Annotated in this window: 18 protein-coding genes and 1 tRNA gene; 13 read left to right on the forward strand and 6 right to left on the reverse strand. The window is 71.1% G+C overall.

The annotated features are described in order from the left end of the window. Positions 1-213 precede the first annotated feature (213 nt). Positions 214-1,962, forward strand: coding sequence for an oxalyl-CoA decarboxylase (gene oxc, locus BFN33_RS14620; protein ID WP_069760455.1), 1,749 nt, complete (start codon positions 214-216; stop codon positions 1,960-1,962). Positions 1,963-1,991: 29 nt separating this feature from the next. Further along, positions 1,992-3,248: a formyl-CoA transferase gene (gene frc / locus BFN33_RS14625; RefSeq protein ID WP_069760456.1), complete on the forward strand. Its 1,257-nt coding sequence runs from the start codon at positions 1,992-1,994 to the stop codon at positions 3,246-3,248. Positions 3,249-3,315: 67 nt separating this feature from the next. On the opposite strand, the gene BFN33_RS14630 is transcribed toward frc, so the two are convergent. Beyond that, positions 3,316-3,744 carry a PAS domain S-box protein gene (locus BFN33_RS14630; protein ID WP_069760457.1) on the reverse strand — a complete coding sequence of 143 codons (429 nt, stop codon included), beginning with the start codon at positions 3,742-3,744 and terminating at the stop codon, positions 3,316-3,318. A 183-nt stretch (positions 3,745-3,927) separates the two neighbouring features. On the opposite strand from BFN33_RS14630, the gene BFN33_RS14635 reads away from it, so the two are divergent. Together BFN33_RS14635 and BFN33_RS14640 are read left to right on the forward strand one after the other, a co-directional pair. Beyond that, positions 3,928-4,015, forward strand: a tRNA-Leu gene (locus tag BFN33_RS14635). A 165-nt stretch (positions 4,016-4,180) separates the two neighbouring features. Next, a complete protein-coding gene (locus BFN33_RS14640; protein ID WP_069760458.1) occupies positions 4,181-4,651 on the forward strand; it encodes a hypothetical protein in 471 nt (156 codons plus the stop codon). Positions 4,652-4,944: 293 nt separating this feature from the next. Here BFN33_RS14640 and BFN33_RS14645 read toward each other — a convergent pair whose 3' ends face one another. Beyond that, the gene (locus BFN33_RS14645) at positions 4,945-8,160 is read right to left on the reverse strand and encodes a tetratricopeptide repeat protein (protein WP_370743288.1); all 3,216 of its coding nucleotides are present in this window, start codon (positions 8,158-8,160) and stop codon (positions 4,945-4,947) included. Positions 8,161-8,376: 216 nt separating this feature from the next. On the opposite strand from BFN33_RS14645, the gene BFN33_RS14650 reads away from it, so the two are divergent. Continuing rightward, positions 8,377-9,633 (forward strand): hypothetical protein, encoded by a 1,257-nt coding sequence (locus BFN33_RS14650; protein WP_069760459.1) that lies wholly within the window; start codon positions 8,377-8,379, stop codon positions 9,631-9,633. A 367-nt stretch (positions 9,634-10,000) separates the two neighbouring features. On the opposite strand, the gene BFN33_RS14655 is transcribed toward BFN33_RS14650, so the two are convergent. Continuing rightward, positions 10,001-12,196 (reverse strand): NB-ARC domain-containing protein, encoded by a 2,196-nt coding sequence (locus BFN33_RS14655; RefSeq protein WP_069760460.1) that lies wholly within the window; start codon positions 12,194-12,196, stop codon positions 10,001-10,003. Between the two features lie 128 nt (positions 12,197-12,324). On the opposite strand from BFN33_RS14655, the gene BFN33_RS14660 reads away from it, so the two are divergent. Both BFN33_RS14660 and fusA read left to right on the forward strand, forming a co-directional pair. Then, positions 12,325-13,437: a serine hydrolase gene (locus tag BFN33_RS14660; RefSeq protein ID WP_069760461.1), complete on the forward strand. Its 1,113-nt coding sequence runs from the start codon at positions 12,325-12,327 to the stop codon at positions 13,435-13,437. A 300-nt stretch (positions 13,438-13,737) separates the two neighbouring features. Then, a complete protein-coding gene (fusA, locus tag BFN33_RS14665; RefSeq protein ID WP_069760462.1) occupies positions 13,738-15,783 on the forward strand; it encodes an elongation factor G in 2,046 nt (681 codons plus the stop codon). Positions 15,784-15,837: 54 nt separating this feature from the next. Here the strand turns inward: fusA and BFN33_RS14670 are convergent, their stop codons facing one another. Together BFN33_RS14670 and BFN33_RS14675 are read right to left on the reverse strand one after the other, a co-directional pair. After that, positions 15,838-16,230 carry an SCO5389 family protein gene (locus BFN33_RS14670; protein ID WP_069760463.1) on the reverse strand — a complete coding sequence of 131 codons (393 nt, stop codon included), beginning with the start codon at positions 16,228-16,230 and terminating at the stop codon, positions 15,838-15,840. 43 nt (positions 16,231-16,273) lie between these two features. After that, positions 16,274-17,239, reverse strand: a complete 966-nt coding sequence (locus tag BFN33_RS14675; protein ID WP_069760464.1) for an ATP-binding protein — start codon at positions 17,237-17,239, stop codon at positions 16,274-16,276. Positions 17,240-17,354: 115 nt separating this feature from the next. Here BFN33_RS14675 and BFN33_RS14680 point away from each other — a divergent pair, with 115 nt between their 5' ends. The 5 genes from BFN33_RS14680 to BFN33_RS14700 all read left to right on the forward strand — a co-directional run bounded on the left by BFN33_RS14680 (position 17,355) and on the right by BFN33_RS14700 (position 23,746). Then, entirely contained in the window at positions 17,355-17,891 is a 537-nt protein-coding gene (locus BFN33_RS14680) for a GNAT family N-acetyltransferase (protein ID WP_079140828.1), read from the forward strand. Positions 17,892-17,898: 7 nt separating this feature from the next. Further along, positions 17,899-19,383 (forward strand): ABC transporter substrate-binding protein, encoded by a 1,485-nt coding sequence (locus BFN33_RS14685; RefSeq protein ID WP_069760466.1) that lies wholly within the window; start codon positions 17,899-17,901, stop codon positions 19,381-19,383. 3 nt (positions 19,384-19,386) lie between these two features. Continuing rightward, positions 19,387-21,129, forward strand: coding sequence for an ABC transporter permease subunit (locus BFN33_RS14690; RefSeq protein ID WP_069760467.1), 1,743 nt, complete (start codon positions 19,387-19,389; stop codon positions 21,127-21,129). Next, on the forward strand, positions 21,126-22,337 hold the full coding sequence (locus BFN33_RS14695) for an MFS transporter (protein WP_069760468.1): 1,212 nt from the start codon (positions 21,126-21,128) through the stop codon (positions 22,335-22,337). Before BFN33_RS14690 ends, BFN33_RS14695 begins: the two co-directional genes overlap by 4 nt. Positions 22,338-23,296: 959 nt before the next feature. Further along, positions 23,297-23,746 (forward strand): N-acetyltransferase, encoded by a 450-nt coding sequence (locus tag BFN33_RS14700; protein WP_069760469.1) that lies wholly within the window; start codon positions 23,297-23,299, stop codon positions 23,744-23,746. Between the two features lie 19 nt (positions 23,747-23,765). Here BFN33_RS14700 and BFN33_RS14705 read toward each other — a convergent pair whose 3' ends face one another. After that, positions 23,766-24,557 (reverse strand): CDP-alcohol phosphatidyltransferase family protein, encoded by a 792-nt coding sequence (locus tag BFN33_RS14705; protein WP_069760739.1) that lies wholly within the window; start codon positions 24,555-24,557, stop codon positions 23,766-23,768. Positions 24,558-24,677: 120 nt separating this feature from the next. Between BFN33_RS14705 and BFN33_RS14710 the strand changes: the two genes are divergently transcribed. After that, positions 24,678-25,658 (forward strand): zinc-binding alcohol dehydrogenase, encoded by a 981-nt coding sequence (locus BFN33_RS14710; protein ID WP_069760470.1) that lies wholly within the window; start codon positions 24,678-24,680, stop codon positions 25,656-25,658. Positions 25,659-25,730 lie beyond the last annotated feature (72 nt).

Genomic DNA, 25,730 nt, shown 5'->3' on the forward strand with positions numbered 1-25,730 from the left:
GAGCGTGCGGTGGCACCCGGTGCGCGTCCAATACCCGCTGGCGAACGGCCGATAGCAGCTGTCTATCAAGGGCGTTGCCAGGCCCCTGACCAGCCCTCGATAGACGCCGTTTATCGGCTGGTCGCCGATGGGTCTTGGACGCGGACGAGCGCGCTGCGGATGGTGAGAGGAGTAGCCGCTCCGGCAGGACCTGCCCAAGGAGGACCTCGGACCATGACCGCCCCCTCGACACTGGAGACCGCGGCAGCCGCCGACGTTCCGACCGAGCTCACCGACGGGTACCACCTGGTCGTCGACGCGCTCAGGATGAACGACGTCGACACCATCTACGGGGTGGTCGGCATCCCGATCACCGACCTGGCCCGTCTCGCCCAGGCGCAGGGCATCCGCTACATCGGCTTCCGCCACGAGAGCAACGCCGGACACGCGGCGGCCATCGCCGGCTACCTCAACAAGAAACCCGGCGTGGCCCTCACGGTCTCGGCCCCGGGCTTCCTCAACGGCCTGGTCGCCCTGGCGAACGCGACCACCAACTGCTTCCCGATGGTCCAGATCTCCGGCTCCAGCGAGCGCCACCTCGTCGACCTCAAACAGGGCGACTACGAGGAGATGGACCAACTCGCCGCCGCGCAGCCCTTCGTGAAGGCCGCCTACCGGGTCAGCCGGGTGGAGGACATCGGCCGGGGCATCGCCCGCGCCCTGCGCACCGCGATCTCCGGGCGCCCGGGCGGCGTCTATCTCGACATCCCCGCCGCGGTGCTCGGCGCCATCATGCCCAAGGCGGAGGGCGACCGGACGCTGAGCCGTCTCGTCGACCCCGCGCCGCGCCAGCTGCCGGCGCCGGAGGCCGTGGACCGCGCGATCGAGCTCCTCGCCTCCGCCGAGCGCCCGCTGGTGGTGCTGGGCAAGGGGGCCGCGTACGCCCAAGCCGACGCCAAGGTGCGGCAGTTCATCGAGTCGACCGGCATTCCGTACGTACCGATGTCGATGGCGAAGGGCCTGCTGCCCGACGACCACCCCCAGTCGGCGGCCACCGCCCGCTCCCTGGCGCTGAAGAAGGCCGACGTCGTGATGCTGATCGGCGCCCGCCTCAACTGGCTCCTCGGCCACGGCCAGACGGGATGGAACCCCGACGCCAAGTTCGTCCAGATCGACATCGATCCCAAGGAGATGGACAGCAACCAGCCCATCTCCGCACCCCTCGTCGGTGACATCGAGTCGGTACTCGACGCGCTCGCCGAACGCACCAAGCCAGGCCAGATCACGGCCCCCTCCGCCTGGCGCGAGGAACTCGGGGCGCGCTCGACGCAGAACGTCGCCAAGATGGCCGCGCGCCTGGCGGCCGACCCGCACCCCATGCAGTTCATGGGCGCCCTGAAGGCCGTACGCGACGTCGTGCACGCGCACCCGGAGACGTACCTCGTCAACGAGGGTGCCAACGCCCTGGACATCGCGCGCAACGTCATCGACATGCATGTGCCGCGCCACCGCCTGGACAGCGGCACCTGGGGCGTCATGGGCATCGGCATGGGCTACGCGATCGCCGCCGCCGTCGAGAGCGGCGCCCCGGTCGTGGCCGTCGAGGGGGACAGCGCGTTCGGGTTCAGCGGCATCGAGATCGAGACGATCTGCCGCTACAAGCTGCCCGTCATCACCGTGATCATGAACAACGGCGGTGTCTACCGCGGCGACGACACCAACCCCTACGACGACGCGCCCGCGCCCACGACCCTGATGTCGGCGGCCCGCCACGACCTGCTCATCGAGGCGTTCGGCGGCAAGGGCTACCGGGCCACCACGCCCGCCGAGGTCACCGCCGCCCTCACCGAGGCCCTCGCCGCCGGTGGCCCGGCGCTCATCGACTGCGTGATCGACCCCTCGGCAGGTACCGAGAGCGGCCACATCTCGCACCTCAACCCCAAGGGCATCACCGTCGGCAACATCACGCCGGCCAAGAAGTGACCACGTAACTTCACGAAAAGGAAGCACACATGAGTGAAAAGCCGCTCGCCGGAATCAAGGTGATCGACTTCACCGGGGTCCAGGCCGGTCCCGCCTGCACGCAGATGCTCGCCTGGTTCGGCGCCGACGTCCTGAAGGTGGAGCGCCCCAACGGCGGCGACGTGACGCGCCGTCAGCTCAGGGACATCGAGGACCTGGACGCGCTCTACTTCACGATGCTCAACAGCAACAAGCGCTCCCTCGCCATCAACACCAAGACCGCCGAGGGCAAGGAGGTCCTGGAGAAGCTCATCAAGGACGCCGACGTCCTGGTGGAAAACTTCGCCCCGGGCGCCCTGGACCGCATGGGCTTCACCTGGGAGCGCATCCAGGAGCTCAACCCGCGGCTGATCTTCGGCTCGGTGAAGGGCTTCAACGACCAGTCGTCCTGGAACGACCTCAAGGTCTACGAGAACGTCGCCCAGTGCGCGGGCGGCGCCGCCTCCACCACCGGCTTCTGGGACGGCCCTCCCACCATCTCCGGCGCCGCCATCGGCGACACCAACACCGGTATGCACCTGGCGATCGGCATCCTCACCGCGATCATCGACCGGGGCAGGACCGGGCGGGGCCAGAAGGTCTCCGTCTCCATGCAGGACGCCGTACTGAACCTCTGCCGCGTCAAGCTGCGCGACCAGCAGCGCCTGGAGCGGGTCGGCTACCTGGAGGAGTACCCGCAGTATCCGAACGGCGAGTTCACCGACGTCGTGCCGCGCGGCGGCAACGCGGGCGGCGGCGGCCAGCCCGGCTGGGTCCTCAAGTGCAAGGGCTGGGAGACCGACCCGAACGCGTACATCTACTTCACCGTCCAGGAGCAGAACTGGAAGCGCACCGCCGAGGTGATCGGCCGCCCCGAGTGGGCCGAGGACCCGGAGTACGCCACCGCGCGAGCCCGCCAGTCGCACATCTTCGAGATCTTCGAGGAGATCGAGAAGTGGCTCGCGGACAAGACCAAGTACGAGGCGGTGGACATCCTGCGGGAGTGGGAGGTGCCCTGCGCCCCGGTGATGAGCATGAAGGAGATCGCCTACGACGAGGACCTGCGCAACAGCGGCACGGTCGTCGAGGTCGAGCAGAAGGGCCGCGGCACCTATCTGACCGTGGGCAGCCCGGTGAAGTTCTCCTCCTTCAAGCCGGAGGTCGTCGGCGCCCCGCTCCTGGGCGAGCACAGCTCCGAGGTCCTGGTGGAGCTGGGCTACGACGAGGAGACCATCGGCCGGCTGAAGGAGAGCGGCGTCATCGTCTGACGTGGAGCCGGCGTGGAAACGGCCGTGACCCGAAGGTCACGGCCGCTTCCGCGCTGCCCGGCGGGGCTCAGACCGTCGTCGTCTCGGCCCGGCGCCGCATCAGCTCCCGCTCCCGCTCGCGTCGCGCGGTGACGTCCCGGATGACCGCGCCGCAGTAGCTGCTGCCGTCGGGGCCCGCCAGCAGCACCACGCTGAACTCGATGGACAGCTTGCGGCCGTCCGCGGCCAGCGCGGGGACGTTCAGCAGATCCGCGTCCCCGTACTTGCTGTACCCCCGCTCCATGGCCGCCTCGAAGCCGTCCTGATGCCGCTTGCGGTGCCTCTCGGGAATGATGACGTCCAGGCTCCGGCCGGCCACGTCGGCCGCCGGAAACCCGAAGATGCGCTCCGCGCCCCGGTTCCAGTAGCGGATCAGCCCTTCGCTGTCGATGATCACTATGCCGTCGGGGGCCTGCTCTGCCATGCCGAGCACCACCGCGGAATCCAGATCTGCCATGTCGCCTCCGAGCAGGGGCCATTTGGTGGCCAACAGTATACAGAATACTGTCGCCACATACTCTGGCGCGGCGCTCATGGGTTCTCGGGGAGGACGGAAATGCAGGTGAAGGGCACTCCGAAAGCTTGGTATTGTTGTCCATGTCGCCGCGCGGAACACCTCCGTCAAGGCGGCAGACACCTGGTCCGGGTGGCGGAATGGCAGACGCGCTAGCTTGAGGTGCTAGTGCCCTTTATCGGGCGTGGGGGTTCAAGTCCCCCCTCGGACACCATAGGAACACGTGAATGGGTGCCGACCGGTTTCCGGTCGGCACCCATTCACGTTCGGGCCGCGTGGTCGGCACCGACCGGCGCGGCGCCGGGTCTACCCAAGCCCGTGCGGTCTCCCTACCTTGGCTTCTACGGGGGCTACAGAGCGCCGGTACAGGGGGGCGGCAGTGGAAGCTGAGCTTGCGGCACTGGCGACGTCCGGGGCGACGACGCTGATCGGGCTCATGGTGTCGGACACCTGGACGCAGGCACGGGACCGATTGGTGCGGATCTTCGCGCGTGCCGGTGACGAGGACGCGGCCGAGGAGGAACTGCGGGCGTCGCAGCGGGAGCTGATGGCGGCCCGGAACGCGGCGGACGACGCCGTGGTGGCCGACATCGAGGCCGGGTGGCGCATCAGGCTGCGCCGCGCGCTGGAGGCCGATCCGGATGCCGCCGAGGAGTTGAGGTCCATGCTGGCGGAGCTCTCCCCGGCCGCGGGGGAGGCGGTGTCGCAGACGGTGCGCAACAGCATCAGCGGGGGTGTGCAGCACGGGCCGGTCCTGCAAGGGCAGAGCTTCTCCGGGCTGACCTTCAACGGCTCGGGCAGCGACCAGGGTTATCGCACATCAGACCGACATGACGGTCACATGTCCTAATACCGCATGTGTTCGTATTCCGCAAACGCGTTCCTCGGCTCCGCGTGGATCTAGTACGTTCTCGCCCAGCCGGAGTGATCACCCGCGGCAGAACTGTCCCGTCGATCTTCGAGGAGCACGTTGAAATCCCGTTTGCTGCGGATCTGCACCGCCTCACTGCCAGTCCTGGGAGCGACCTACGTGACACTGGTGGTGTTCCGCTGGATGTGGTGACACCGCCGAGGGCCGCGGCCGGCTGAACGGTCGGCCGACCTGGTCCGCGAGGCGGAGTCCGCCGGCTCCTGGGAGGGGGCTCAGGAGCCGGTCGACTCGTGCCTCGCGAGGAGTCGGAGCAGTGTCTCCGCCTCCCCGTCGGCGCCGAGGCGTCTGTACAGAGCGATCGCCCGCTCTCCGTACCGGTGGGCCTCCTGGTCGCCGCGGGGACACAGGAACGCGGTCCGTGCGAGTCCCGCGAGCGCCTGGGCCGAGCCCAGCGGGAACTCGACGGTTTCGGCCAGTTCGAGAGCCTCCTCGTACCCTGTGAGCGCGAGGTCGAGCCGACCCGATTCCCGTTGGACGTCAGCCGCCCCGATCTTCGCGCGCAGTGTCTCGTACGGGTTGTCGATGCCGGTGGCGACCTGTTCCGCCATGGTGAAGTGCAGCAGTGCCTCGCCCCGGCGACCGGACTGGGCGTGGGCGACCCCCATGCTGATCAGCACATCTGCTTCGCCCAGCGCGTCGCCGATGCTCCGGTGGCTGGCGAGGGCTCTGCGGTAGCAGACGAGGGCGAGGTCGGTCCGGCCCGTCGCCTGGTGCACAGCACCCAGATTGGTGTCCAAGATCGCCAGTTCGGGTCGGCCGCCGTGATCCCGCATCAACACCAGAGACCGCTCATAGCAGTCGCGGGCCTCGTCGTGGCGTCCTTGAAGACAGTGCAGCTCGCCACGGTTGTTCAGGGCCTGGGCCAGCCCGTAGGGATCCGGCAGCTCCTCGTAGATGTCTTCCATCAGCTGGACCCGGTGCAGGGCTTCGTCGTACTCACCCGCGTAATACAGCGCGATTCCCTGGACGTTGAGGCAGTCGGCCTCGCCGGGCCGATTGCCGGCCTCGCCGTACAGTGCGAGTGACTCCGCCAGGTCGGACATGGCCTGGGCGCTGCGACCGGCCGCGAGGTGGGCGCGGCCCGACTGGAGGAGCGCGTCGGCGCGGCCGTTGACGTCGTGCAGCTCCTCGTAGATCGACAGGGCCTCCGTCGCGCACCGCAGGGCGTCAGCATGATCGCGTTGCGCCAGCAGATCCGCGCGGTCCGTCAGGGCATGGGCGAGTGCGTTCCGGTTTCCGCGGGCGCGGAGGGCGGGCAGCGCCACGTCGAAAAGCTCGGCAGCGATGTCCCAGGTCCCCCACCGCTTGAGGGATCTCGCCAGAACGCTGGGGAACAGCGCCGCGTGCTCCGGGTGATCGAGTGCGGCCGCATGCGCGACCGCCAGCAGGTTGGCACGTTCCACCGAGAGCCAGACCGAGGCGTCGTCCGCGTCGCGGAACGTCCGTGGGGCGTGGGATTTCTGCTCCGGGCTGAGCGGGATCGGCCGACGGTGCGGATGCACCAGGCGGTCGGCCTGCCGGGCGCTGACGAGGTGGCTGCCGACGAGACGGCCGACTGATGCACGACGGTCCGCTTCCGGATCCGTGCGGGTGCCGACCTGGAGGCCGAAGGCCCGAGTCAGATCATGCAGGCGATAGCGTCCGTGTACCGGTTCTTCGAGGAGACTGGAGTCCATCAGGTCCTCGACACGCCGCTGGAGCGGTCCGTCTTCGTCGTCGAAGTCCGGCCCGGCCAGCGCGGCTGCCGCGTGGAGGGTGATGTCCGGGCCGGGGTGCAGGGCGAGGCAGCGGAACAAGCGCTGTGCAGGAGCTTCGAGTTCGGCGTACGAGAACCGGAAGACCGCCTCTATCAGGGTGTCGAACTCGTCCAGCGGATTGGCCGCGTGCGTCAGCCGGTCGAGCAGGTCCTGGAGTGCCCACGAGTCACGGTGGCGAAAACGGCTCGCCAAAAGGTGGATGGCCAGGGGGTGGCACGCGCAGGCCTCCACGACTTTCGCCAGCGCTTCGGGCTCGGCGGAGGCTCTCGTGGAGCCCACGACCCGACTGAAGAGAGCCGCCGCCTCGGCCCGGGACAGCGTGTCCACGAACAGGGACGAGGCACTGTCGAGTCCGGACAGTCGGCTGCGGGCGGTCACGATGACCCGACATGTGGGTGCGCCGGGCAGCAGGGAGGTGACCTGAGCGGCGTCCCTGGCGTTGTCGAGCACCACGAGCGCACGGCGCCGCGCGGTCCACTCCCGCCACCTCGCCGCCCTCTCGTCCGTCGTGGCGGGCAACTCGCCGGACCACCCGGCCGAGTGCAGCAGGATCGCGAGGGCCTCCGCCGGGGCGAGGGGCTGGCGGCTGCCGAAACCCCGCAGGTCCACGAAGAACAGACCGTCCGGGTAGGCAGCGCGCAGCCGGTGGGCTGCGTGTACGGCGAGTGTCGTCTTGCCGATTCCGGGCATACCGTGCACGACGGTGACGGGCAGGGCGTCCGGTGTGCCGTTGTCCGCCGCGGAGGCGGCCAACAGGATGCGCAGTTCACCGACGCGGCCGGTGAAGTCGCGGGTGTCCCGGGGCAGGCAGTCGCGCGGTTCCTGCGCGGCGGCCGCAACAGGGGGCCCGGCCTCCGTGCCCAGGAGAGTGTGGTCCTGTTCGAGCATGCGGAGATGGAGTTCCTGGAGTTCCGAGCCAGGTTCGATGCCCTGGCTCTCGTGCAGCCTTTCACGAGTGTCGCGATAGACGGCGAGAGCCTCGTCGTGACGCCCGGAGCGGTACAGGACCAGCATCAGGGAACCGACCACCTTCTGGGCGAAGGGGTTCTGTGACGCAAGCTCCTGGAGTTCGCCGACCAGGTCCGCGTGGCGCCCCAACTCCATCTCCAGACCGATGCGCTCCTCCCGGACCCGGCGATGGTCCTCGGTCAGCCGCGACCGCACGGACAGTGCCCAGGAGTTGTCATTGAACTCGGTCAACGGATCGCCGCGCCACAGGGCTTCAGCAGTGCGCAGCAGCCCGATCGCGAGCTCGCGTTCACCTCGTGCCCCGGCGGCCGCCGCATCCTTACGCAGGCGCTGGAAACGCAGCAGGTCGATGTCCTCCGGATCGACCCGCAGTTGGTACAGCCGGGGGGAGGGCCGCTCGACCCGCGCCAGGTCGTCGCCCACCGCCCTGCGTAATCGACTTCGCAACCGCGAGAGATAACTGTGCAGGGTGTCCTGCGCGGTTGGTGGCGGATCCCCGTTCCAGACGCGGTCCATCAGCGCGTCCACGGAGACCGGCTCCCCCCGAGCGTGTACCAGGGTGGCCAGCACGCAGCGCTCTTTCAGCGATCCGAGTTCGTGCTGTTGCCGCCCGTGCCACAGCTCAAGAGGTCCTAGAGCAAGAAGTTCCACGATCACCCCCGGTGGGTGTACCTCTTCCTGCAACTTCGGCAGTGCTCGCACATTTGTCCAGCACTTCGGGCAACTGTTCTGCTGAATCCGGGGGTGAAGACAGAGGCGCACCGGAGCGTGAGGGGGCGCACATGGCCCGGATGCTCGGTTGTGCGGCTGTGCAGGATTTCTGCAAGCCCGCCATCCAGACGCCCGGGCACGCTTCTGTCATCGGCCGGCCGTTTCCGCGGCCGCGAAGGCACGAAGGAGAACCGGGGGAGTTCAACGATGAGCGTGACAGTGCCGGAGTCGCACTGGCGTCATGTACCGGTGCGACTCGACGTCGAGCGCTGGGCCACCAGAAGGCCCCGCAGGAGAGTCCTGGTCGTGGTGCACACGGTGATCGCCGGGCAGCGGCTGCTCGACGCGATACGCCTGCTGGAAGGCGACGTACGGGTGCAGGTCGTCTTCACCCAGGCACCCGACGTGTTCAGCAACGGAGTGGCGGAGTTCCTGGAACGGCTGAGGGGCCTCGTGCTGCCGTGGAGTCAGGCGGTGCAGACGGAGTTCGACCTCGGTCTGGCCGCGAGCCACGGCAGCCTCCACGAACTCCAGACACCCGTGATCGTGCTTCCGCACGGGGCCGGACACAACAAGGTCACCTCGGCCGCCCGAGGCGGCCGCCCGGTCGCGCAGCGCGATGTCTACGGTCTCAGCAGGCAGCGTCTGGTACGAGACGGCGCGGTGGTGCCCGAGGTGGTCGTACTGGCCCATCAGGAAGAGCTGACCAGGCTCGGCCGTGAATGCCCCGAAGCCCTGCCGGTGGCCGAAGTGGTGGGCGATCCGTGTTTCGACCGCATCGCCGTCAGCCTCCCTCTCCGGGCCCTGTACCGCGATGCTCTGGGGGTGAGGGCTGGGCAGCGGCTCGTCCTCGTCTGTTCCACCTGGGGACCCGACTCGGTCCTGGGGCAGGGCTGGGACATCCTGGAGCGGCTGGTCGGCGAACTCCCCCGGGACGAGTTCCGGATCGCCGCACTCCTGCATCCGCACGTCTGGAACGCCCACGGCGACTGGCAGGTCCGTGCCTGGCTCGCCGGGCTGGCCCGCGCAGGACTGACCCTGGTCAGCCCGCACGGCGACTGGACCGGGGCACTCGTGGCTGCCGACTACATCGTGGGCGATCACGGCTCGGTTTCTCTGTACGGTGCGATGACCGGCGTACCCATCCTTATGGCGGGTCGGTCCGACGCCGACGTGGATCCGGGCTCGCCGCTCGCCGAACTCATGTCCTTCGCGCCCCGACTGCACGCGGACCGTCCGCTGCGGCCACAACTCAAGCGCAGCTCCACGTCCTGGCGTCCGCATCGATGTGAACGGGTGGCGGCCCGCATCTCCTCCGAGCCCGGCCGCTTCGAACGCAGGATGCGCGCGCTGCTCTACCGCAAACTACGATTACGGGCCCCCACCACCCGGGCCACGACACAGCCGGCGCGCCTCCCGCTCACGGTGCGCTACGACGAACCGGGCAGCGTGACGAGGCCATGACGGGGCTTGTCGCCGTCACGCTGTGCACCGCCGTGTCCCCGGGCACGAGCGCGTACGGTCCTGTGCACCGGGTCCGCACCGTGCTGCTGAACCCGGACACCGGGGCCCGGACCGTGGACGAGCACGTCCGGGTCCGGCTTCCCGCACCGAAGCGCTGGTCTCCGCTCGGTGACGTGCTGATCGGGCACGGCACCGGGCCGAGCGGGGTCACCGAGACGGCGGCCGCGCATCCGGGCGCTCTCGTGGTGGCAGCGCATCGGGGTTCCCGCTGCTGGCTGCGGTTCGGTCCGGACGGAACCGTGATCGAGTTCGAGTCCCGCGGGGCGGGGGAGCCCGCTGAGGAGTGGGCGGCCGTCGCCTCGCTGGCTCATTCCTGGCTGGTGGCCGGACTGTCCGTCGGGGGATTCGGTTCGTCGGCTCGGCTCTGGTGCTCGGACTCTCCGTCCCCCAACTGCCGCAGCCGCTGCCGCGAGGACTCTGCCTCGTCCGAACGTGACCGGCCCACAGAAGTGTAGAGCTCCAGTGCTTGCCGGTAGTGCTCGCGGGCCACCTGCGCCTGCCCGCGACGTTCGGCGACCTCGGCCAGACCTGCCGTGGCGCGGGCCGTCTCGTAGTTCGCGGTCAGGCCGCGCAGCGTCGCCAGCGCGGCGACGAAGTTCTCCTGCGCCTGGTCGCACTGGTCCAGGGCGAGATGAGCACGGCCCAGCAGGGTGGCCGCGCGGGCCGCGTTGTAGGTGTCGCCCGCCTCCTGCAGCACGGTGCGGGCGGCACGAGCGTGGCGGGCCGCCTCCAGCGCAGGCCCGGTGGCGAGGGCGATGTCACCGAGGTTCATCCGGGCCAGAGCCGCGGCCCGCACGTCACCGCACGCCGGCAGCTCCGCCGCGGCGCGCCGGAAGAGGACGGCGGCTTCGTCGAGACGGCCGAGGCGCTGCAGGGCGAGCCCACGGTAGTTGAGTGTGCGAGCCCGGCCGAGCCGGTCACCAGCCTCCAGGAAGAGCTGGGCCGCGCGTTCGAACATCTCCAGGGCCCGGTTGTAATGCCCGGAACCGAGCTGCCCCACGCCACCCGAGGTGAGCATCCGGCACGCGGCCGCGATGTCCCCCAACTCCTCGGCCGCCGCGAGCCCTTCCTCGTGTGCGGCATGCCAGTCGTCGTAGAACTTGCGCCGCAGGAACAGTGGCCACAGGGCATCGGCGAGCTGCCAGCCGACGCTCGGGAAGCCGGCGGAGCGGGACCGACGGATCACGGCCATCAGGTTGGCCAACTCCCGCTCCAGCCAGTCGAGGGCGGCATCGGGATCGTCGTCGGTTTCCGTCGTGACCACGGGTCCGGGACCGTAGTCGCGGGCCATCGTGCGGTGTTGCGGATCGATGACCTCCTCGGCTCGGGTGGCGCTCGCCAGATAGTGGTCGGCGATACGGCGAAAGGCCATCGCGCGCTCATGTCCCGGCTCGTCCTCCCGCGCCCTCGCGGCGGCGTGCAGGCGGACGAGGTCGTGAAAGCGGTGACGATCCTCTCCGGCGTCCACGAGCAGGCTCGCATCGTGCAGAGTGTCCAGCAGCTCCGCCGCATCCTCACCGGCAAGCACCGCGGCCGCCACCGGGCTCGCGAACTCCGGACCGGGATGCAGTCCCAGCAGCCGGTAAAGGCGGGCGGCAGGAGGCGGCAGCGCCCGGTACGACAGATCGAGCGCCGCACGCACATTGTGGTCGCCGTCGATCGCCAGCACCTCCAGCCGGTCGCGCTCCGCGGCGAGTGCGCGGACCATCGTGGTGATACGCCGTTCCGGCCGTGCCGCGAGCCGGGCCCCGGCGACCCGCACGGCCAGCGGCAGGCCGGCGCACAACTCGACAAGAGTGCGCGCGTCCTCGGGTTGCGCGGCCACCCTGCCGTCGGACAGGGTGGCCGCCAGCAGTTCGACCGCCGCCTCGGGGCCCAGTGGTTCCACGTGGACGGAGCAGCCGCCATCCACGGTCAGGCCCGGCAGCCGGTTGCGGCTGGTCACCGCCGTCACGTTTCTGCCGGCAGGCAGCAACGGGCGGACCTGGGCCGCGGTCGAGGCGTCGTCGAGCAGTACGACGAGGCGCCGGTCGGCGGTCAGGGATCTGTACAGCGCCGCCCGCTCGGCGAGCGTCTCGGGCACCTGCTGCGCGGGAATTCCCAGGGCCCGGAGGAAGCGCCCGAGCACCTCTTCCGGGAGCGCCGGTCCGTCAGGGGCCTGCGCCCCAAGGTCGGCGTAGAGCTGCCCGGCCGGGAAATGGGGACGCAACGTGTGCAGCCACTTCAGGGCGAGCGTGGTCTTTCCGACCCCGCCCAGGCCGCTCACCGCGGCCAGTGCGGGACGCTCCTCCCGCACAGCTCGGGTCCGGTGCCGCTCAAGTGCCTCAAACTCCTGGGACCGGTCGACCACGTGCATGGACGGTGGGAGCTGCCAGGGCGCCTGACCCACGCCGCGTGGTTCGGAGCCGATGCGAATACCGCCGTACACCGAACCCGCCTGGATGGTCGGACCGTGCACCGTGCCGCTCAACTCGTTGTCCGACCTGAGCTCGTGGCTTCGCACGTGTGCCCCCCCGCCGCGTGTAAGTACCGACTCCCAGAACAGATCCTTTCCGTACGTGTGATCGATATCCCTGGTCGGCGCGCAAATTCGGTTGACCGTGCCGAGTTCGGACGGGCCCAATACCTTTCATGGCCGACATCCAGGGCACGTACGACGATCTGTTCTCCGCGGTCCCCAACAAGCTGGCAGAGCTGCTGGCGGAGGGCGATGTCGGAGGATCCGTGGCCGTCTTCGTGGACGGTGAACCGGTGGTGGACGTCTGGGCCGGCCACGCCGACGCCGCTCGGACGGCCCCGTGGGAGCGGGACACGATCACCAACGTCTTCTCCACGACCAAGACGATGACGGCGCTGTGTGGGCTGATCCTCGCCGACCGCGGCGATCTCGACCTGGACGCCCCGGTCGCCCGGTACTGGCCGGAGTTCGCCGCCGCAGGCAAGGAGAAGGTGCTGGTACGGCATCTGCTCTCGCACACCGCGGGACTGCCCCACTGGGAGGGCCCGGTCGAGGAGCTCTACGACTGGCCGGCCGCCACCGCCCGGCTCGCCGCCCAGCCGCTGCTCTGGGAGCCGGGCACCGCGGCCGGCTACCACTCGCTGACTCAGGGGTTCCTGGTCGGCGAGGTCCTGCGCCGGATCACCGGCCGTACCGTCGGCGAGTTCCTGGCCCAGGAGGTGACCGGGCCGCTCGGAGCCGATTTCCACATCGGACTCTCCGCCGAACACGATCACCGCGTCGCCCTCACGGTCCCGCCGCCCGGACGGGACGAGGACTACACCGCGGGGGCCGCCACCCCCGGCCCCGACGCGACACCCTCCGCCGGGACCGCCCTGCGCGTCCGGGACGGCAACAGCGTGGCGTGGCGGCGCGCCCAGATCCCCGCCGCCAGTGGGTTCGGCAACGCCCGTTCCATCGCGCTCGTCCAGTCCGCGCTCGCCTGCGAAGGCACGGTCCGGGGCGTACGGCTGCTGTCGGCCGCAGGCGCCCGGCGGGCCCGGGAGGAGCAGTTCGCCGGCGAGGACCGTGTGATCGGCATGACCCAGCGGTACGGCCTGGGCTACGGCCTCTTCGGCAACACCTTCGGCTGGGGCGGCTGGGGCGGTTCCCTCGTCATGATCGACCCGGACGCCCGCATGGTGGTGGCGTACGCGACCAACCAGATGCGTGAACCCGCCGCGGACACCCGGGGGTTGGACCTCGTCATGTCCGCCTACGACGGCCTCCAGGGGCTGAGCCGCTGACCGCGGAAAACCCCGTGCGCCGACCCGGCCGGCTCCCTACACTCGCCATGACCGGGAACGACGAGTGAGGGGAGTACGGCCATGTGCGTGCGCACAGCTGTCGCCGTTCCCCGGACGTCGTACGACGTGATCCTCGTGTCCCCGACCCTCCGGTGCCCGCTGCGCGGCCGGCGCCGGATGCCCGTGACGACTGTCTGAACGGTCGAGCACCGCCGTAGCACGCCCATGTGACGTGCCGTCATGTCGTCGTACGGGCCATTGCGCAGCCCTGTCATCACCGCATCCGAAAGGCCATGGGCCGTGCGCACCAACAACCTCAACCCGCTCGCCGTCGTCCGCAACCTCGGCATCCTCGCCCACGTCGACGCCGGCAAGACCACTGTCACCGAGCGGATCCTGTTCGCCACCGGAACCACGCACAAGCGCGGCGAGGTCCACGACGGCACCACCGTCACCGACTTCGACCCCCAGGAGCGGGACCGCGGGATCACCATCTTCGCGGCGGCCGTCAGCTGCGCGTGGGACGGGCATCGCCTCAACCTGATCGACACCCCGGGACACGTCGACTTCGCCGACGAGGTGGAGCGCTCGCTCCGGGTGCTGGACGGCGCGGTCGCGGTGTTCGACGCGGTCGCGGGCGTGGAGCCGCAGAGCGAGTCGGTGTGGCGTCAGGCGGACCGGCACGGTGTGCCCAGGATCGCGTTCGTCAACAAACTGGACCGCGCGGGCGCCGACCTGGACACGGCCGTCGAGTCGATCCGGCAGCGGCTGCATCCGGCCCCGCTGGTCGTGCAGTTGCCCATCGGCAGCGAGGACGGCTTCACCGGAGTCGTCGATCTGCTGAGGATGCGGGCACTGACCTGGGCGGACGACACCACCGCCCTCGACGAGGGGCCCGTGCCCGACGGTCTGCGTGAGGAGGCCCTACGGCGACGTCGGCTCCTGGAGGAAGCGGTCGCCGAACGCCACCCGGCTGCCCTGGAGGAGTTCTGCGACCGGGAGACCCTCTCCGCCGACACCCTCATCGCCGCCCTGCGGGACCTCACCCACAGCGGCGACGGCGTGGTCGTCCTGTGCGGCTCGGCCTACCGCAACCGCGGCGTCGAACCGCTGCTGGACGCTGTCGTGGCGTATCTGCCGTCGCCGCTCGACGTGCCCGCCGTACGCGGCGAGAACGGCGACGAGCGGCCCTGCGACCCGGCGGAGCCCTTCGCGGCGCTGGTGTTCAAGGTGAACGCCACCCCGACGGGGCGGCTGACGTACGTACGCGTGTACTCGGGAACGATCGAGAAGGGAGCCACCGTGTGGGACGCCGGCGCGCGGCGCACCGAGCGCATCGGACGGATCCTGCGCGTACAGGCCGACCGGCACGCCCAGTTGGAGAGGGCGGTCGCCGGCGACATCGTCGCCGTCGTCGGGCTGAAGTCGGCCCGCGCCGGCTCGACGCTGTGCGCGCCGGACGCCCCGCTCGTGCTCGAACCGCCCGGCGTGGCCGAACCGGTCGTGTCGGTGGCGGTCGAGGCGGAGCGGTCCGTCGACACCGACCGGTTGGCCTCGGCGCTCGCCCGACTCGCCGAGGAGGACCCGTCGCTCGGCGTCCGCACGGACGCCGAGACCGGTCAGACACTGCTCTCGGGCATGGGTGAACTGCATCTGGAGGTCGCTGTGGAGAAGGTCCGGCGCGAGCACGGCCTCACGCTCAACGTCGGCCGTCCGAGGGTGAGTTACCGCGAGACGGTCGGACGCGGGGTGTCCGGGCTGGTCTTCCGGCACGTCAAACAGGACGGCGGAGCAGGACAGTTCGCGCATGTCGTGCTCGACGTGGAGCCGTCGGCGGAGGGTTTCGAGTTCCGCTCGGCCGTCGTCGGCGGGCGGGTCCCGCAGGAGTACGTCCGTGCGGTCGAGGCCGGCTGCCGGGACGCCCTTGCCGAGGGCCCTCTCGGCGGGCACCCGGTGACCGGGCTGCGCGTCACGCTCGCCGACGGTTCGACCCATGTGAAGGACTCCTCGGACACGGCCTTCCGCACGGCGGGCCGGTTCGGCCTCCGAGAGGCCCTGCGCGCCTGCGCGATGGTCCTCCTGGAACCGGTCGTCGAGGTCACGGTCACCGTGCCCGAAGACGCCGTCGGCGCGGTGCTCGGCGACCTCGCCGCCCGCCGCGGCCGGGTCTCGGGCTCGGTCACGCGCGGCGGCGCGGCGGTCGTCACGGCAACCGTGCCGCTGGCCGAACTCTTCGGCTACGCGACGAGGCTGCGCAGTCGAACCCAGGGCCGCGGCACCTTCACGGCCCGGCCGACGGGGTATGCGCCGGCTCCCTCCGAGGCGGTGGCGGTGGCCCGGCGGTGACAAGCGTGTGGCCCTCCCGCGTAAGGGAGGGCCACACCCCCCGCCGGGGCCGGTTCAGCAGTCCCTGAACTCCGGCGACTGGTTCAGCACCTGTGACCGTACCGACGTGAAGCGCGCGTACGTCTCGCCCGTGAGCGACTCGGGGCGGAAGGCCGCCACCCGGTGGCAGTTCTGGAAGGCAAGGGCCACGCCGAAGTGGCGTTCCAGGCTGCCGCGGATGGCGTCGCTGGCGAGGGCGCGCAACAGCTGGCCTCGTTCCCGCTCGGACGGGGGAGGGGTCTGGTTGTCGGTGAACTCCACCGCGCCGTCGCGCAGTTCGGTGGCCAGGGAGGCGATCAGGTCGTAGGCGTAGGGGAGGGACGTGCGGACCGTGGCCACGAAGTCCTCCTCGCGGACAACGCCCTGTTCGGCTTCGGCGAGGAGCTTCGGGGAGACGTCGAGAGACATGTGAGGGGTTCCTGTCCTGTTGTCGTGAACTGAAAGGAGCGGATCAGGCGAGGGAGGCCGGGCCCGGTACGAAATCCGGGTCCACCTGGGCCGTCAGGTCGAGGCCGGTCGCCTCGTTCGCCCAGGAGCGGGCGTTGCGCAGGTGGAACTCGACCGCGTGGCGGTGGAGCGCCGACCAGTCGCGCGGGTGGGAGTCGACGGCCTCGCGCAGGATCGTCAGGGCGTGCCGGTTGTGCGGCTCCAGGCCACCAAGGCCACCCAAGTCGCCTTCGTCCCGGCCCTGTTCCGCGGCACGTACCCACGACGAGTGGACCAGGTGGGTCAACAGGTCCTCGCCGACGTGCTCCTTGAGGAAAAGCAGGTCGTCCTCGCCGGTCACCTTGTTGCCGATCACGGCGATACGGATCCCGAACTCCCGTGCGTGGTCCCGGTACTGGCGGTAGACCGAGACGCCCTTGCGGGTGGGCTCGGCCACCAGGAAGGTCACGTCGAAGCGGGTGAACAGGCCCGAGGCGAAGGCGTCCGCGCCGGCCGTCATGTCGACGACGACGTACTCGCCGGGACCGTCGACCAGGTGGTTCAGGTACAGCTCCACCCCGCCCAGCTTGGAGTGGTAGCAGGCAACGCCCAGGTCGCTCTCGTCGAACTCGCCCGTCACCATCAGCGGGACGTCACCCACCCGCCGGACATGTCTGGCGTGCAGTTCGTCATCGCCCAGCAGCCGAAGCAGACGTGAACCGCGGCCCGGCGGGGTCGTCTTGACCATTGCCTCGCGGGAGGTGACGCGCGGGTTGCTGCCGCGCAGGTAGTCCTTGATGTCGGCCACGTGCGCGCCCAGCGGAGGAGCGTCGAGGTCGTCGCCGTCGTGGCCCAGCGCCTCGGCGAGATGCTGGTTGATGTCGCCGTCCACGGCCAGCACCGGTGCGCCCGAACGGGCCAGATGGCGGGAGAAGAGCGCCGACAGCGTGGTCTTGCCGCTGCCGCCCTTGCCGACGAAGGCGATGCGCACTACCGCCCCCTCTTTTTGAAAATGGATGTCATGTTGCTAGGTTTACGGCGTCCATTCGATCACTGTCAAATCGCCCCGCGATCAAGCCGGAAGACTTAATGCATATGATGTGCAAGTGCGTGACTACGGCATCAGGGCCGCGAGCCCGGACGACCTCGACGGTGCGCGAGCCGTGATGCTCGACACCGTCTACCGCGACTTCAGGACCGGGTACGTGCCCCGCTGGCACGGCGACATCATCGACCCGGCCGCCGCCTATCTCGTCCCGGCCCGCCACACCCTCCTCGTCGCCCTCGGCCCGGAGGACGGGACCGTCGTGGCCACCGCCGCCCTCGACTCCCGCGGCCCCGCCCACCCGCCGAACCCGCGCGAGCTGGCCGAGCGCTACCCCTCCGGCGAGACCGCCCAGCTGCGCCGGATCTACGTCCGCCCCGAGCACCGAAGGCGCGGCCTCGCCCGCCGCCTGGTCGACCAACTGCTCGCCTTCGCGGCCGCCGACGGCGGCTACCGCTCGGTGTATCTGCACACCGACCCGGCGGTCCCGGGCGCCGAACCCTTCTGGCGGACGATCGGCAAGGTCGTGCACGACGAACGCGAGACCACGGGCGGCGCGAGCAGCGTCGTCCACTTCGAGATACCGATGGGGCGATAGGCCAACCATGCGACACCGTCACCTGCTTGGCTCCCTGCTGCTCGCCCCCGTCCTCACCGCCTGCTTCGCCTCCCAAGGCTCCGAAGGCGGCGCCCAGGGAGGCGACGGCTCCCGCCTCCGCGTCGCCCTCGCCTTCCCGCCCGCCGAGAACCTCTCGCCGTACGGTGCCGACGCCACCCTCCTCAGCCGCCTCGGCGTCACCGAGGGCCTGACCGCCCTCGACGCCAACGGCGCCGCCGCTCCCGCGCTCGCCGAGTCCTGGCGCCGCGAGAACGACCGCTCCTGGCTGTTCACCCTGCGCGAGGCCACCTTCCAGGACGGTTCCGAGGTCACCCCGGCCGCGGTCGCCGCCGCCCTCACCCACGCCACCGAGGCCAGGCCCGCCCCGGCCGCCCTGTCCGGCGTCACCCTCACGGCGAAGGCGGCGGGGGACGCCGTACGCATCACGACGAAGGCCTCCGACCCCGTCCTGCCGCTCAGGCTGTCCAGCCCCAGCCTCGCCGTGTTCGCCGCGAAGGCCTACGCAAAGGACGGCGGCGCCGACCCGGTCGGCACCGCGACCGGACCCTTCGAACTCACCCAGGTCAACGGCTCCACCTCCGCCTCCCTCGACCGCTTCGACGACTACTGGGGCGGCCGCGCCCAGGCCTCCGGCATCGACGCCCGCTTCATCGCCGACGGCACCGCCCGCGCCAACGCCGTGCGCACCGGCCAGGTCGACATCGCCGAGGCGATCCCCGTCGCCCAGGCCGCCACCCTCGACAGGGCCACCCTCGAGGAGACCGCGACCACCCGCACCACAAGCCTGCAGCTCAACACCCGGTCCGGCCCCTTCAAGGATCCGAAGCTGCGGGCCGCCGCCCGCGAGGCCGTCGACAGCTCCGCCGTCGTCAAGGGCGTCTTCGAGGGGTACGCCGATCCCGGCGCCGGCATCTACGGACCGGCCGTGAGCTGGGCCGAGGGCAAGCGCGTACAGCCCACCGGACGCGCGAGGGCTGCCAAGCCGAACGGCACCGCCGTCACCCTCGCCACCTACGACAACCGGCCCGAGCTCCCCGAGATCGCCCAGGTCCTCCAACAGCAGCTGCAGAAAGCCGGGTTCAAGGTCACCCTTGAGGTGCGCGAGTACTCACGGCTCGAAAGGGACGCGCTCGACGGGAAGTTCGACGCGTTCATCGGTGCCCGCAACAGCCTCGTCGACACCGGCGACCCCGTCGGCGTCCTCGCGAGCGACTACACCTGCGACGGCGGCTACAACCTCGCCCGCCTGTGCGACAAGAAGGCCGACCGGGCGGTCGCCGAGGCCGTCGCCGTGGCCGACACCGGCGGGCGGCAGGACGCGGCCATGCGCGCCGAAGCGGCGATCCTCGGCACCGACGCCGTGGTCCCGCTGGCCCACCAGGGGATCCTCGCCGGCGTCGCCACCGATGTGCGGGGCGTGCTCCTCGACCCGTACGAGCGGACCCTCGTCGGCACCGGAACGCGACGCTGATCCATGCGGCACCGCACGTCCACCCTGCTGTGGCGGGTCCTGCTCGCGGCGGCCCTGGTGTGCGGGATCGGCCTGCTGCCCTGGCTGTCCCGCACCGACCCGGCGCTCACCGTGCTCAAGGCCCGCTCGGCGGACCGCGACCCGACACCGCGGGTACTGGCTGACATCCGGACCCAACTCGCCCTGGATCAAGGCCCCTTGCACCTGCTCGGCCAATGGCTCGGCGGGCTGCCCCGCGGGGACGCGGGCCGGTCCTGGCTGAACGGCACACAGGTCACCCCGACCGTCGCGGAGGCACTCGGGGTGTCCCTGCTGCTGGTCACCGTGGCGCTCGCGGTCGCCGCCGCCACCGCTGCCCTGGTGTGCGCCCGCACGCTGTGGCTCGGCGCGCACCGACGCCTCGACGGACGACGGGCCGGGGGCGGTGCCTCGGCGACGCTCGCCGCGCTGCCCGAGTTCCTCACCGCCTCCGTGCTGGCCACCGTCGTCGGCGTACAACTCGGCTGGCTGCCCGCCCTCGGCTGGTACGGCCCCCAGTGGACGATCCTGCCCGCCCTCGCCCTAGGCCTGCCCGCCGGGGCCGTGCTCGGGCGCCTCCTCGACGACCTGCTGCCCGGCGCCTTCGCCGAACCCTGGGCGTTGGCCGCGGAGGCCCGCGGACTGCCCGGCCGAACCATCGCCGCCAAGGCGGTCCGCCGCTGCGTCCCCGCCCTGCTGCCCAACCTCGGCCTGTTCGTCGTGGGCCTCACGGCCGGTTCCGTCGCGGTGGAGCAGATCTACGACATCCCCGGCCTCGGTCGCACCACTCTGCAGGCCGCCCTCGCACAGGACCTGCCCGTACTGCAGGCCGGCACCCTCGCCCTCCTGCTCCTCGCCGGCACCGCCACCGGCCTGGCGGCACTCGCCGTCCGCCGCCTGACCGGCCCCGCCCTGCGCGACGGCGCCCTGGGCTCCCTGCACCGGCCGCGACGGTCCGACCACAGCGCCCTGCCTCTCGTGTACGGCGGCCTCCTGATCGCCGTCAGCGCGCTCGGTCTGCTCCGCGACCCGCTCGCCCTGGACGCCGGCGCCCGCCTCCAATCCCCTTCCTGGGCACACCCGTTCGGCACCGACGCGCTCGGCCGGGACCTGCTCGCCCGGGTTGGCCACGGTGCCCTCGACACCCTGCTGGTGGCCCTCGCCGTCAGCGTCAGCGCGCTGGTCGTCGGCGTTCTGCTCGGACTGCTGCCCCGGCTGTCCGGGCCGCTCGTCGACACCGTCAACGCCGTACCGCCGGTGCTCGCCGCGCTGCTCGTGACCGCCGTCGCCGGGAGCGGCCCCGCCACGCCCGTGATCGCCGTGGCCACCGTCTCCTGGGCGGCGCTCGCCGCGCACACGTCCTCGCTGCTCCGGCAGGAGCACGCCACCCTGCATCTGACGGCCACCCGAGGTCTGGGCGCGAGCCGCTGGTACCTGCTGCGACACGAAGTGCTGCCCGCGATCCTGCCGCCCGTCACCCGGCACGCCCTGCTGCGCCTGCCCGGTGTCGCCCTGGCCCTGGCCTCCCTCGGCTTCCTCGGCCTGGGCACCCAGCCGCCCTCCCCGGAGTGGGGCCTGCTCCTCGCCGAGAACCAGCCCTACGCCGAACGCGCGCCCTGGGCCGTCCTCGCGCCCGCCGCGGCCCTCGCCCTGCTGGGCGCGCTGGCGGTGAGTTCGGCGGGCGGGGTGCGGTGGCCGCGACGGCACGCACGGGTGGAGGCCGGATGACGTCCACGCCAGTCGATCCGCGGAAGTCGGTCCGGCTCTCCCCGCTGCTACGACTGCTGATCCTCACCCAACTCGCCTTCAACGTCGGTTTCTTCGCCGTGCTGCCGTTTCTGTCCGTGCACCTGGGACAGGCCGTCGGCATGGCGGGCTGGCTGGTCGGGTTCGTGCTGGGACTGCGGACCTTCAGTCAGCAGGGGCTGTTCGTGGTGGGCGGGGCGCTCGCCGACCGGTACGGGATCCGGCCGGTCGTGCTGGCCGGATGTGTGCTGCGGATCGCCGGGTTCGCCTGGCTGGGGTACGCCGAACGGACCGGGGCGGTCATCGGGGCCGTCCTGCTCATCGGGTTCGCGGCCGCCCTGTTCTCGCCTGCGGTGGAGTCCGAGGTCGCCCGCCAGGCCGTCGTCCACGAGGAAGCGGGCGGTCAACGCACCCGAGTGCTCGCGCTGTTCACCGTGGCCGGGCAGGCCGGGGCGTTCGTCGGGCCGTTGCTCGGCGCGCTGTTGCTGTCGGTGGACTTCCGGACGGTGTGTCTGGCGGGTGCCGGGGTCTTCGTGCTCGTCCTCGCCGGGCACGCGTGGATGTTGCCGCAGCGCATCCCGGGGCGACAACGGGTGCGGCTGGAAGGGGGGTTGGGGGCGCTGGTCCGCAACCGCCGCTTCCTGGCGCTGTGCTGCGCGTACGGTGCCTATCTGCTCGCGTACAACCAGCTGTACCTCGCCCTCCCCGACGAGGTGGAGCGCGCGACCGGTTCGCAGTCCGCGCTGGCCTGGCTGTTCGCGCTGTCCTCGCTGCTGGTGGTGGCCGCGCAGCTCCCCGTCACCCGCTGGGTCGGCTCCAGGCTGTCGTTGCGCCGCTCCATGGTGGCCGGACTGCTGCTGATCGGCGCGGGGTTCGCGGTCGTCGCCGCGTCCCGTCCCGCCGACTGGACCGGTCCGGCGGGCTTGTTGCCCTCCGCCGGGTTCGTCGTCCTGCTCACCTTCGGGCAGATGCTCGTCGCCCCCGTGGCCCGGGCGTGGGTCCCGGACCTCGCCGAGGAGGGCCGACTCGGCCTCTACACCGGAGCCCTGTCCTCGGTCTCCGGCCTGATCGTCCTGCTCGGCAGCTCGGTCACCGGCTCCCTACTGGACGGCGGACTGCCGACCGCGCTGCCGTGGCTGATGCTCGCGGCCGTACCGGTGGCGGCGATCGGGGTGCTGCCGCGGCGGTAGGGATCCTGCGGGAGGGGTGGGGCGGTCGGGTTCGTCACCGTGCCGTTCTCGCATCGGGCCGAGGGCCGCCCGGTCATGGTGCAGTGGCTGGTGCCGGCAGTGGTGCCGGTCGTGGCGATCGGAGGGCTGCCGCGGCGGCAGGAGTCTGCGGGAGGGGAGGGCGGTCCGTTTCCGGTTGGGCTCGCCGTTCTGGGAGTGCCGGGCCCGCCGCGGACGGAGGACTGGTCGGTCACTGTGGCGTGGCTGGTGCCGGTCGCGGGGTCGGGTTGTTGCCGTGGCGGTAGGGCCTGTACGGGTGGGCCGAGGCGGTTCGGCTCTGGTCGGGTCGGCCGTTGGGCGGGTGTCGGCCCCGCCACGGAGGGAGGACCGGCCTGGGCACGGTGCCGGTCGCGGGGACTGGGCTGTTGCCGCGGCGGTATCGCCCTGTGGCAGGGGTGGGGTGGTCCGGTGCCGGGCGGGCTCGCCGTTCTGGGAGTGCCGGGCCCGCCGCGGACGGAGGACTGGTCGGTCAGCGTGGCGTGGCTGGTGGCGGTCGCGGGGTCGGGTTGTTGCCGTGGCGGTAGGGCCTGTACGGGTGGGCCGAGGCGGTCTGGCTCTGGTCGGGTCGGCCGATGGGCGGGTGTCGGCGCCGACACGGAGGGAGGACCGGTCGCGGGGTCGGGTTGTTGCCGTGGCGGTAGGGCCCTGTCGCAGGGCCGGGGCCGTTCGGTGCCGGGTGGGCTCGCCGTTCCGTGGGTGCCGGTTCTGGTGTTGAGCGGCAGCGTCTGGTCGGCGGCGCGCGGCCGTCCCGGACCGGGGACCGTCGGGGCACAGTTCCCGGGTCTGGAAACCGTAGAAGGGGCAGGCAGGTCCACAGCGGACCGTTCACGTGCGCCCGGTCAGGAATCCGCCGGACGGCTCTGTCGCCGCGGTCGCTCGATCCGGCGTGACGCGGAGTTCTCGGCGATAGAGTCCGCTCCATGGAGACTCAGGACATCCGGGTGGAGATCGCCCGGGAGGCGGATCAGGAGCTTGTCGACGCCTTCGGGCGGATGCTGCCGCAGCTGTCCTCGACGGCCGAGGCCCTCGACCTCGCGGCGCTCGACCGCATCCTGGCCTGTGACGCCAACACCATGCTGATCGCCAGGTCGTCGGCCGGGTCGGTGATCGGCACCCTCACCCTGGTCATGTTCCCCGCGCCAGCCGGACTGCGGGCCCGTATCGAGGACGTGATCGTCGACCACGAGGCACGCGGTCAGGGCATCGCCGGACTGCTGATCCGGGAGGCCATCCGGCTCGCCCGGGAGGCCGGCGCCCGTACCGTCGATCTGACCTCCCGCCCGGACCGGGCGGCGGCCAACCGGCTGTACGAGCGGCAGGGATTCCACCAGCGGGAGTCGACGGTGTACCGGGTGCCGCTCAGAGGGTGACCCTCGAGCCGGCAGGACCTCAGGAGGCCACAGCCTCCGGCTCCCGCTCCACCGCCGCGAACTCCAGCTGCAGCAGCTCGCCCACCGCCGCCTGGTCCGCCCGGTGCGTGCGCCACAGCCACAGGACATCCCGGCCGAACGACCAGACCAGCGTCCCCAGCGCGACGGCCACGACCCCGAAGGTCGCGGTGTGCGGGAGGTATCCGGACGCCGCCACCAGCAGCAGGATTCCCTGCAGCGCGGCCACCGTCTTGCGGGCCATGCTCGACGGCAGGGGCGCGTTCAGCCAGTTCCAGACGCGGGCCGCGGCGACGAAGCCGTAGCGCATGCCGCCGATCAGCAGGACCCACGGACCCTGCGACATCGAGACGTACACACTGAGCACCAGGATCAGGAACGCGTCCACCTCCATGTCGAACCGCGCGCCCAGCGGGGTCGAGGTGCCCGTCGCACGGGCGACCTTGCCGTCGACACCGTCGAGGATCAGCGCCACCGCGGTCAGACCCACGAACAGCGTCACCGGCGGGGAGTCCTGGAAGGAGTCCGCGACCAGCGCGGTCACTCCGCCGACGAGGGTCGCCCGGCCGAGGGTCACCCGGTTGGCCGGTCCGAAGGAGCGAGGGCGGGTGCGGTGCAGTGCCCTGGAGAGCACGGCCCAGGTGGCGACGGCGAAGGCGAGGCCGGTCAGCCAGCCCGCGGGCCCCATGCCGATCGCCGTGCCGAGCAGGGCCAGCAACAGGATCTGCAGACCCGCTCCCACAGCGGTCTCCTGCTGGACCAGCCTTGCTTCGTAAGTGTTGTTCAGGGCCACCGCACATTCCTCCGGCCAGATGACAGAGTCGATCAAGGCCGCGTACTGTGCGCGGCCTGTGCACATCTCGGTACGTGACGAGGTACGTGCCCGGGTTCCCGATCGTTCAGGAGGTTCTCGATGAAGGGCGCCGCACGCGCCTTCTGGCTCCGCTCTCCGGGTGAGGGCGAGATACGGGAGGAACCGCTTCCGGCCCCGCGTGAGGACGAGGTGCTGGTCCGCTCGCTGTACTCAGGAGTCAGCAGGGGCACGGAGACACTCGTGTTCCGCGGCGGAGTGCCCGAGAGCCAGTACGCGGCCATGCGGGCACCGTTCCAGGAGGGCGACTTCCCGGGGCCGGTGAAGTACGGCTACCTCAGCGTCGGAGTGGTGGAGGAGGGGCCCGCCGCGGTGAAGGGCAGGACCGTCTTCTGTCTGTACCCGCATCAGACGCGGTACGTAGTTCCCGCGAGCGCCGTGACGGTCGTACCGGACGACGTGCCCGCCGCACGAGCCGTCCTCGCCGGCACCGTCGAGACCGCAGTGAACGCCCTCTGGGATGCGGCCCCCCTGGTCGGCGACCGGATCGCGGTGGTCGGCGGCGGCATGGTCGGCAGTTCGGTCGCCGCGCTGCTGGCCCGCTTTCCGGGCGTCCGGGTCCAGTTGGTGGACGCCGACCCCGCCCGCGCCAAGACCGCCGAGGCCCTCGGCGTCGGCTTCGCGACCCCCGCGGACGCCCTCGGCGGCTGCGACCTGGTCGTCCACGCCAGCGCCACCGAACAGGGCCTCGCCCGCTCCCTGGAACTTCTCCGCGCCGAGGGCACGGTCCTCGAACTGAGCTGGTACGGCGACCGCAAGGTCGCCCTCCCGCTCGGCGAGGCCTTCCACTCCCGGCGGCTCGTCATCCGCAGCAGCCAGGTCGGCACCGTGTCCCCGGCGCGCGGCAACCGCAGCTACGGCGACCGGCTCGCCCTCGCGCTGAAGCTGCTCGCCGATCCGGCGCTCGACGCCCTCATCACGGGGGAAAGCGCGTTCGAAGAACTCCCCGAGGTGATGCCGAAGCTGGCCAGTGGGGAAATTCCGGCCCTCTGTCACCTCGTGAGGTACGGCAAGAGCGCCTGACCTGAGAAAAGAGTGAGAGACGGCTGAACAAGGGGACGCGAAGGGCCGTACTACACGGCATCCCCCGGCAGG

The organism is Streptomyces sp. LUP47B, from assembly GCF_001746295.1.
In the GTDB taxonomy this organism is placed as follows: domain Bacteria; phylum Actinomycetota; class Actinomycetes; order Streptomycetales; family Streptomycetaceae; genus Streptomyces.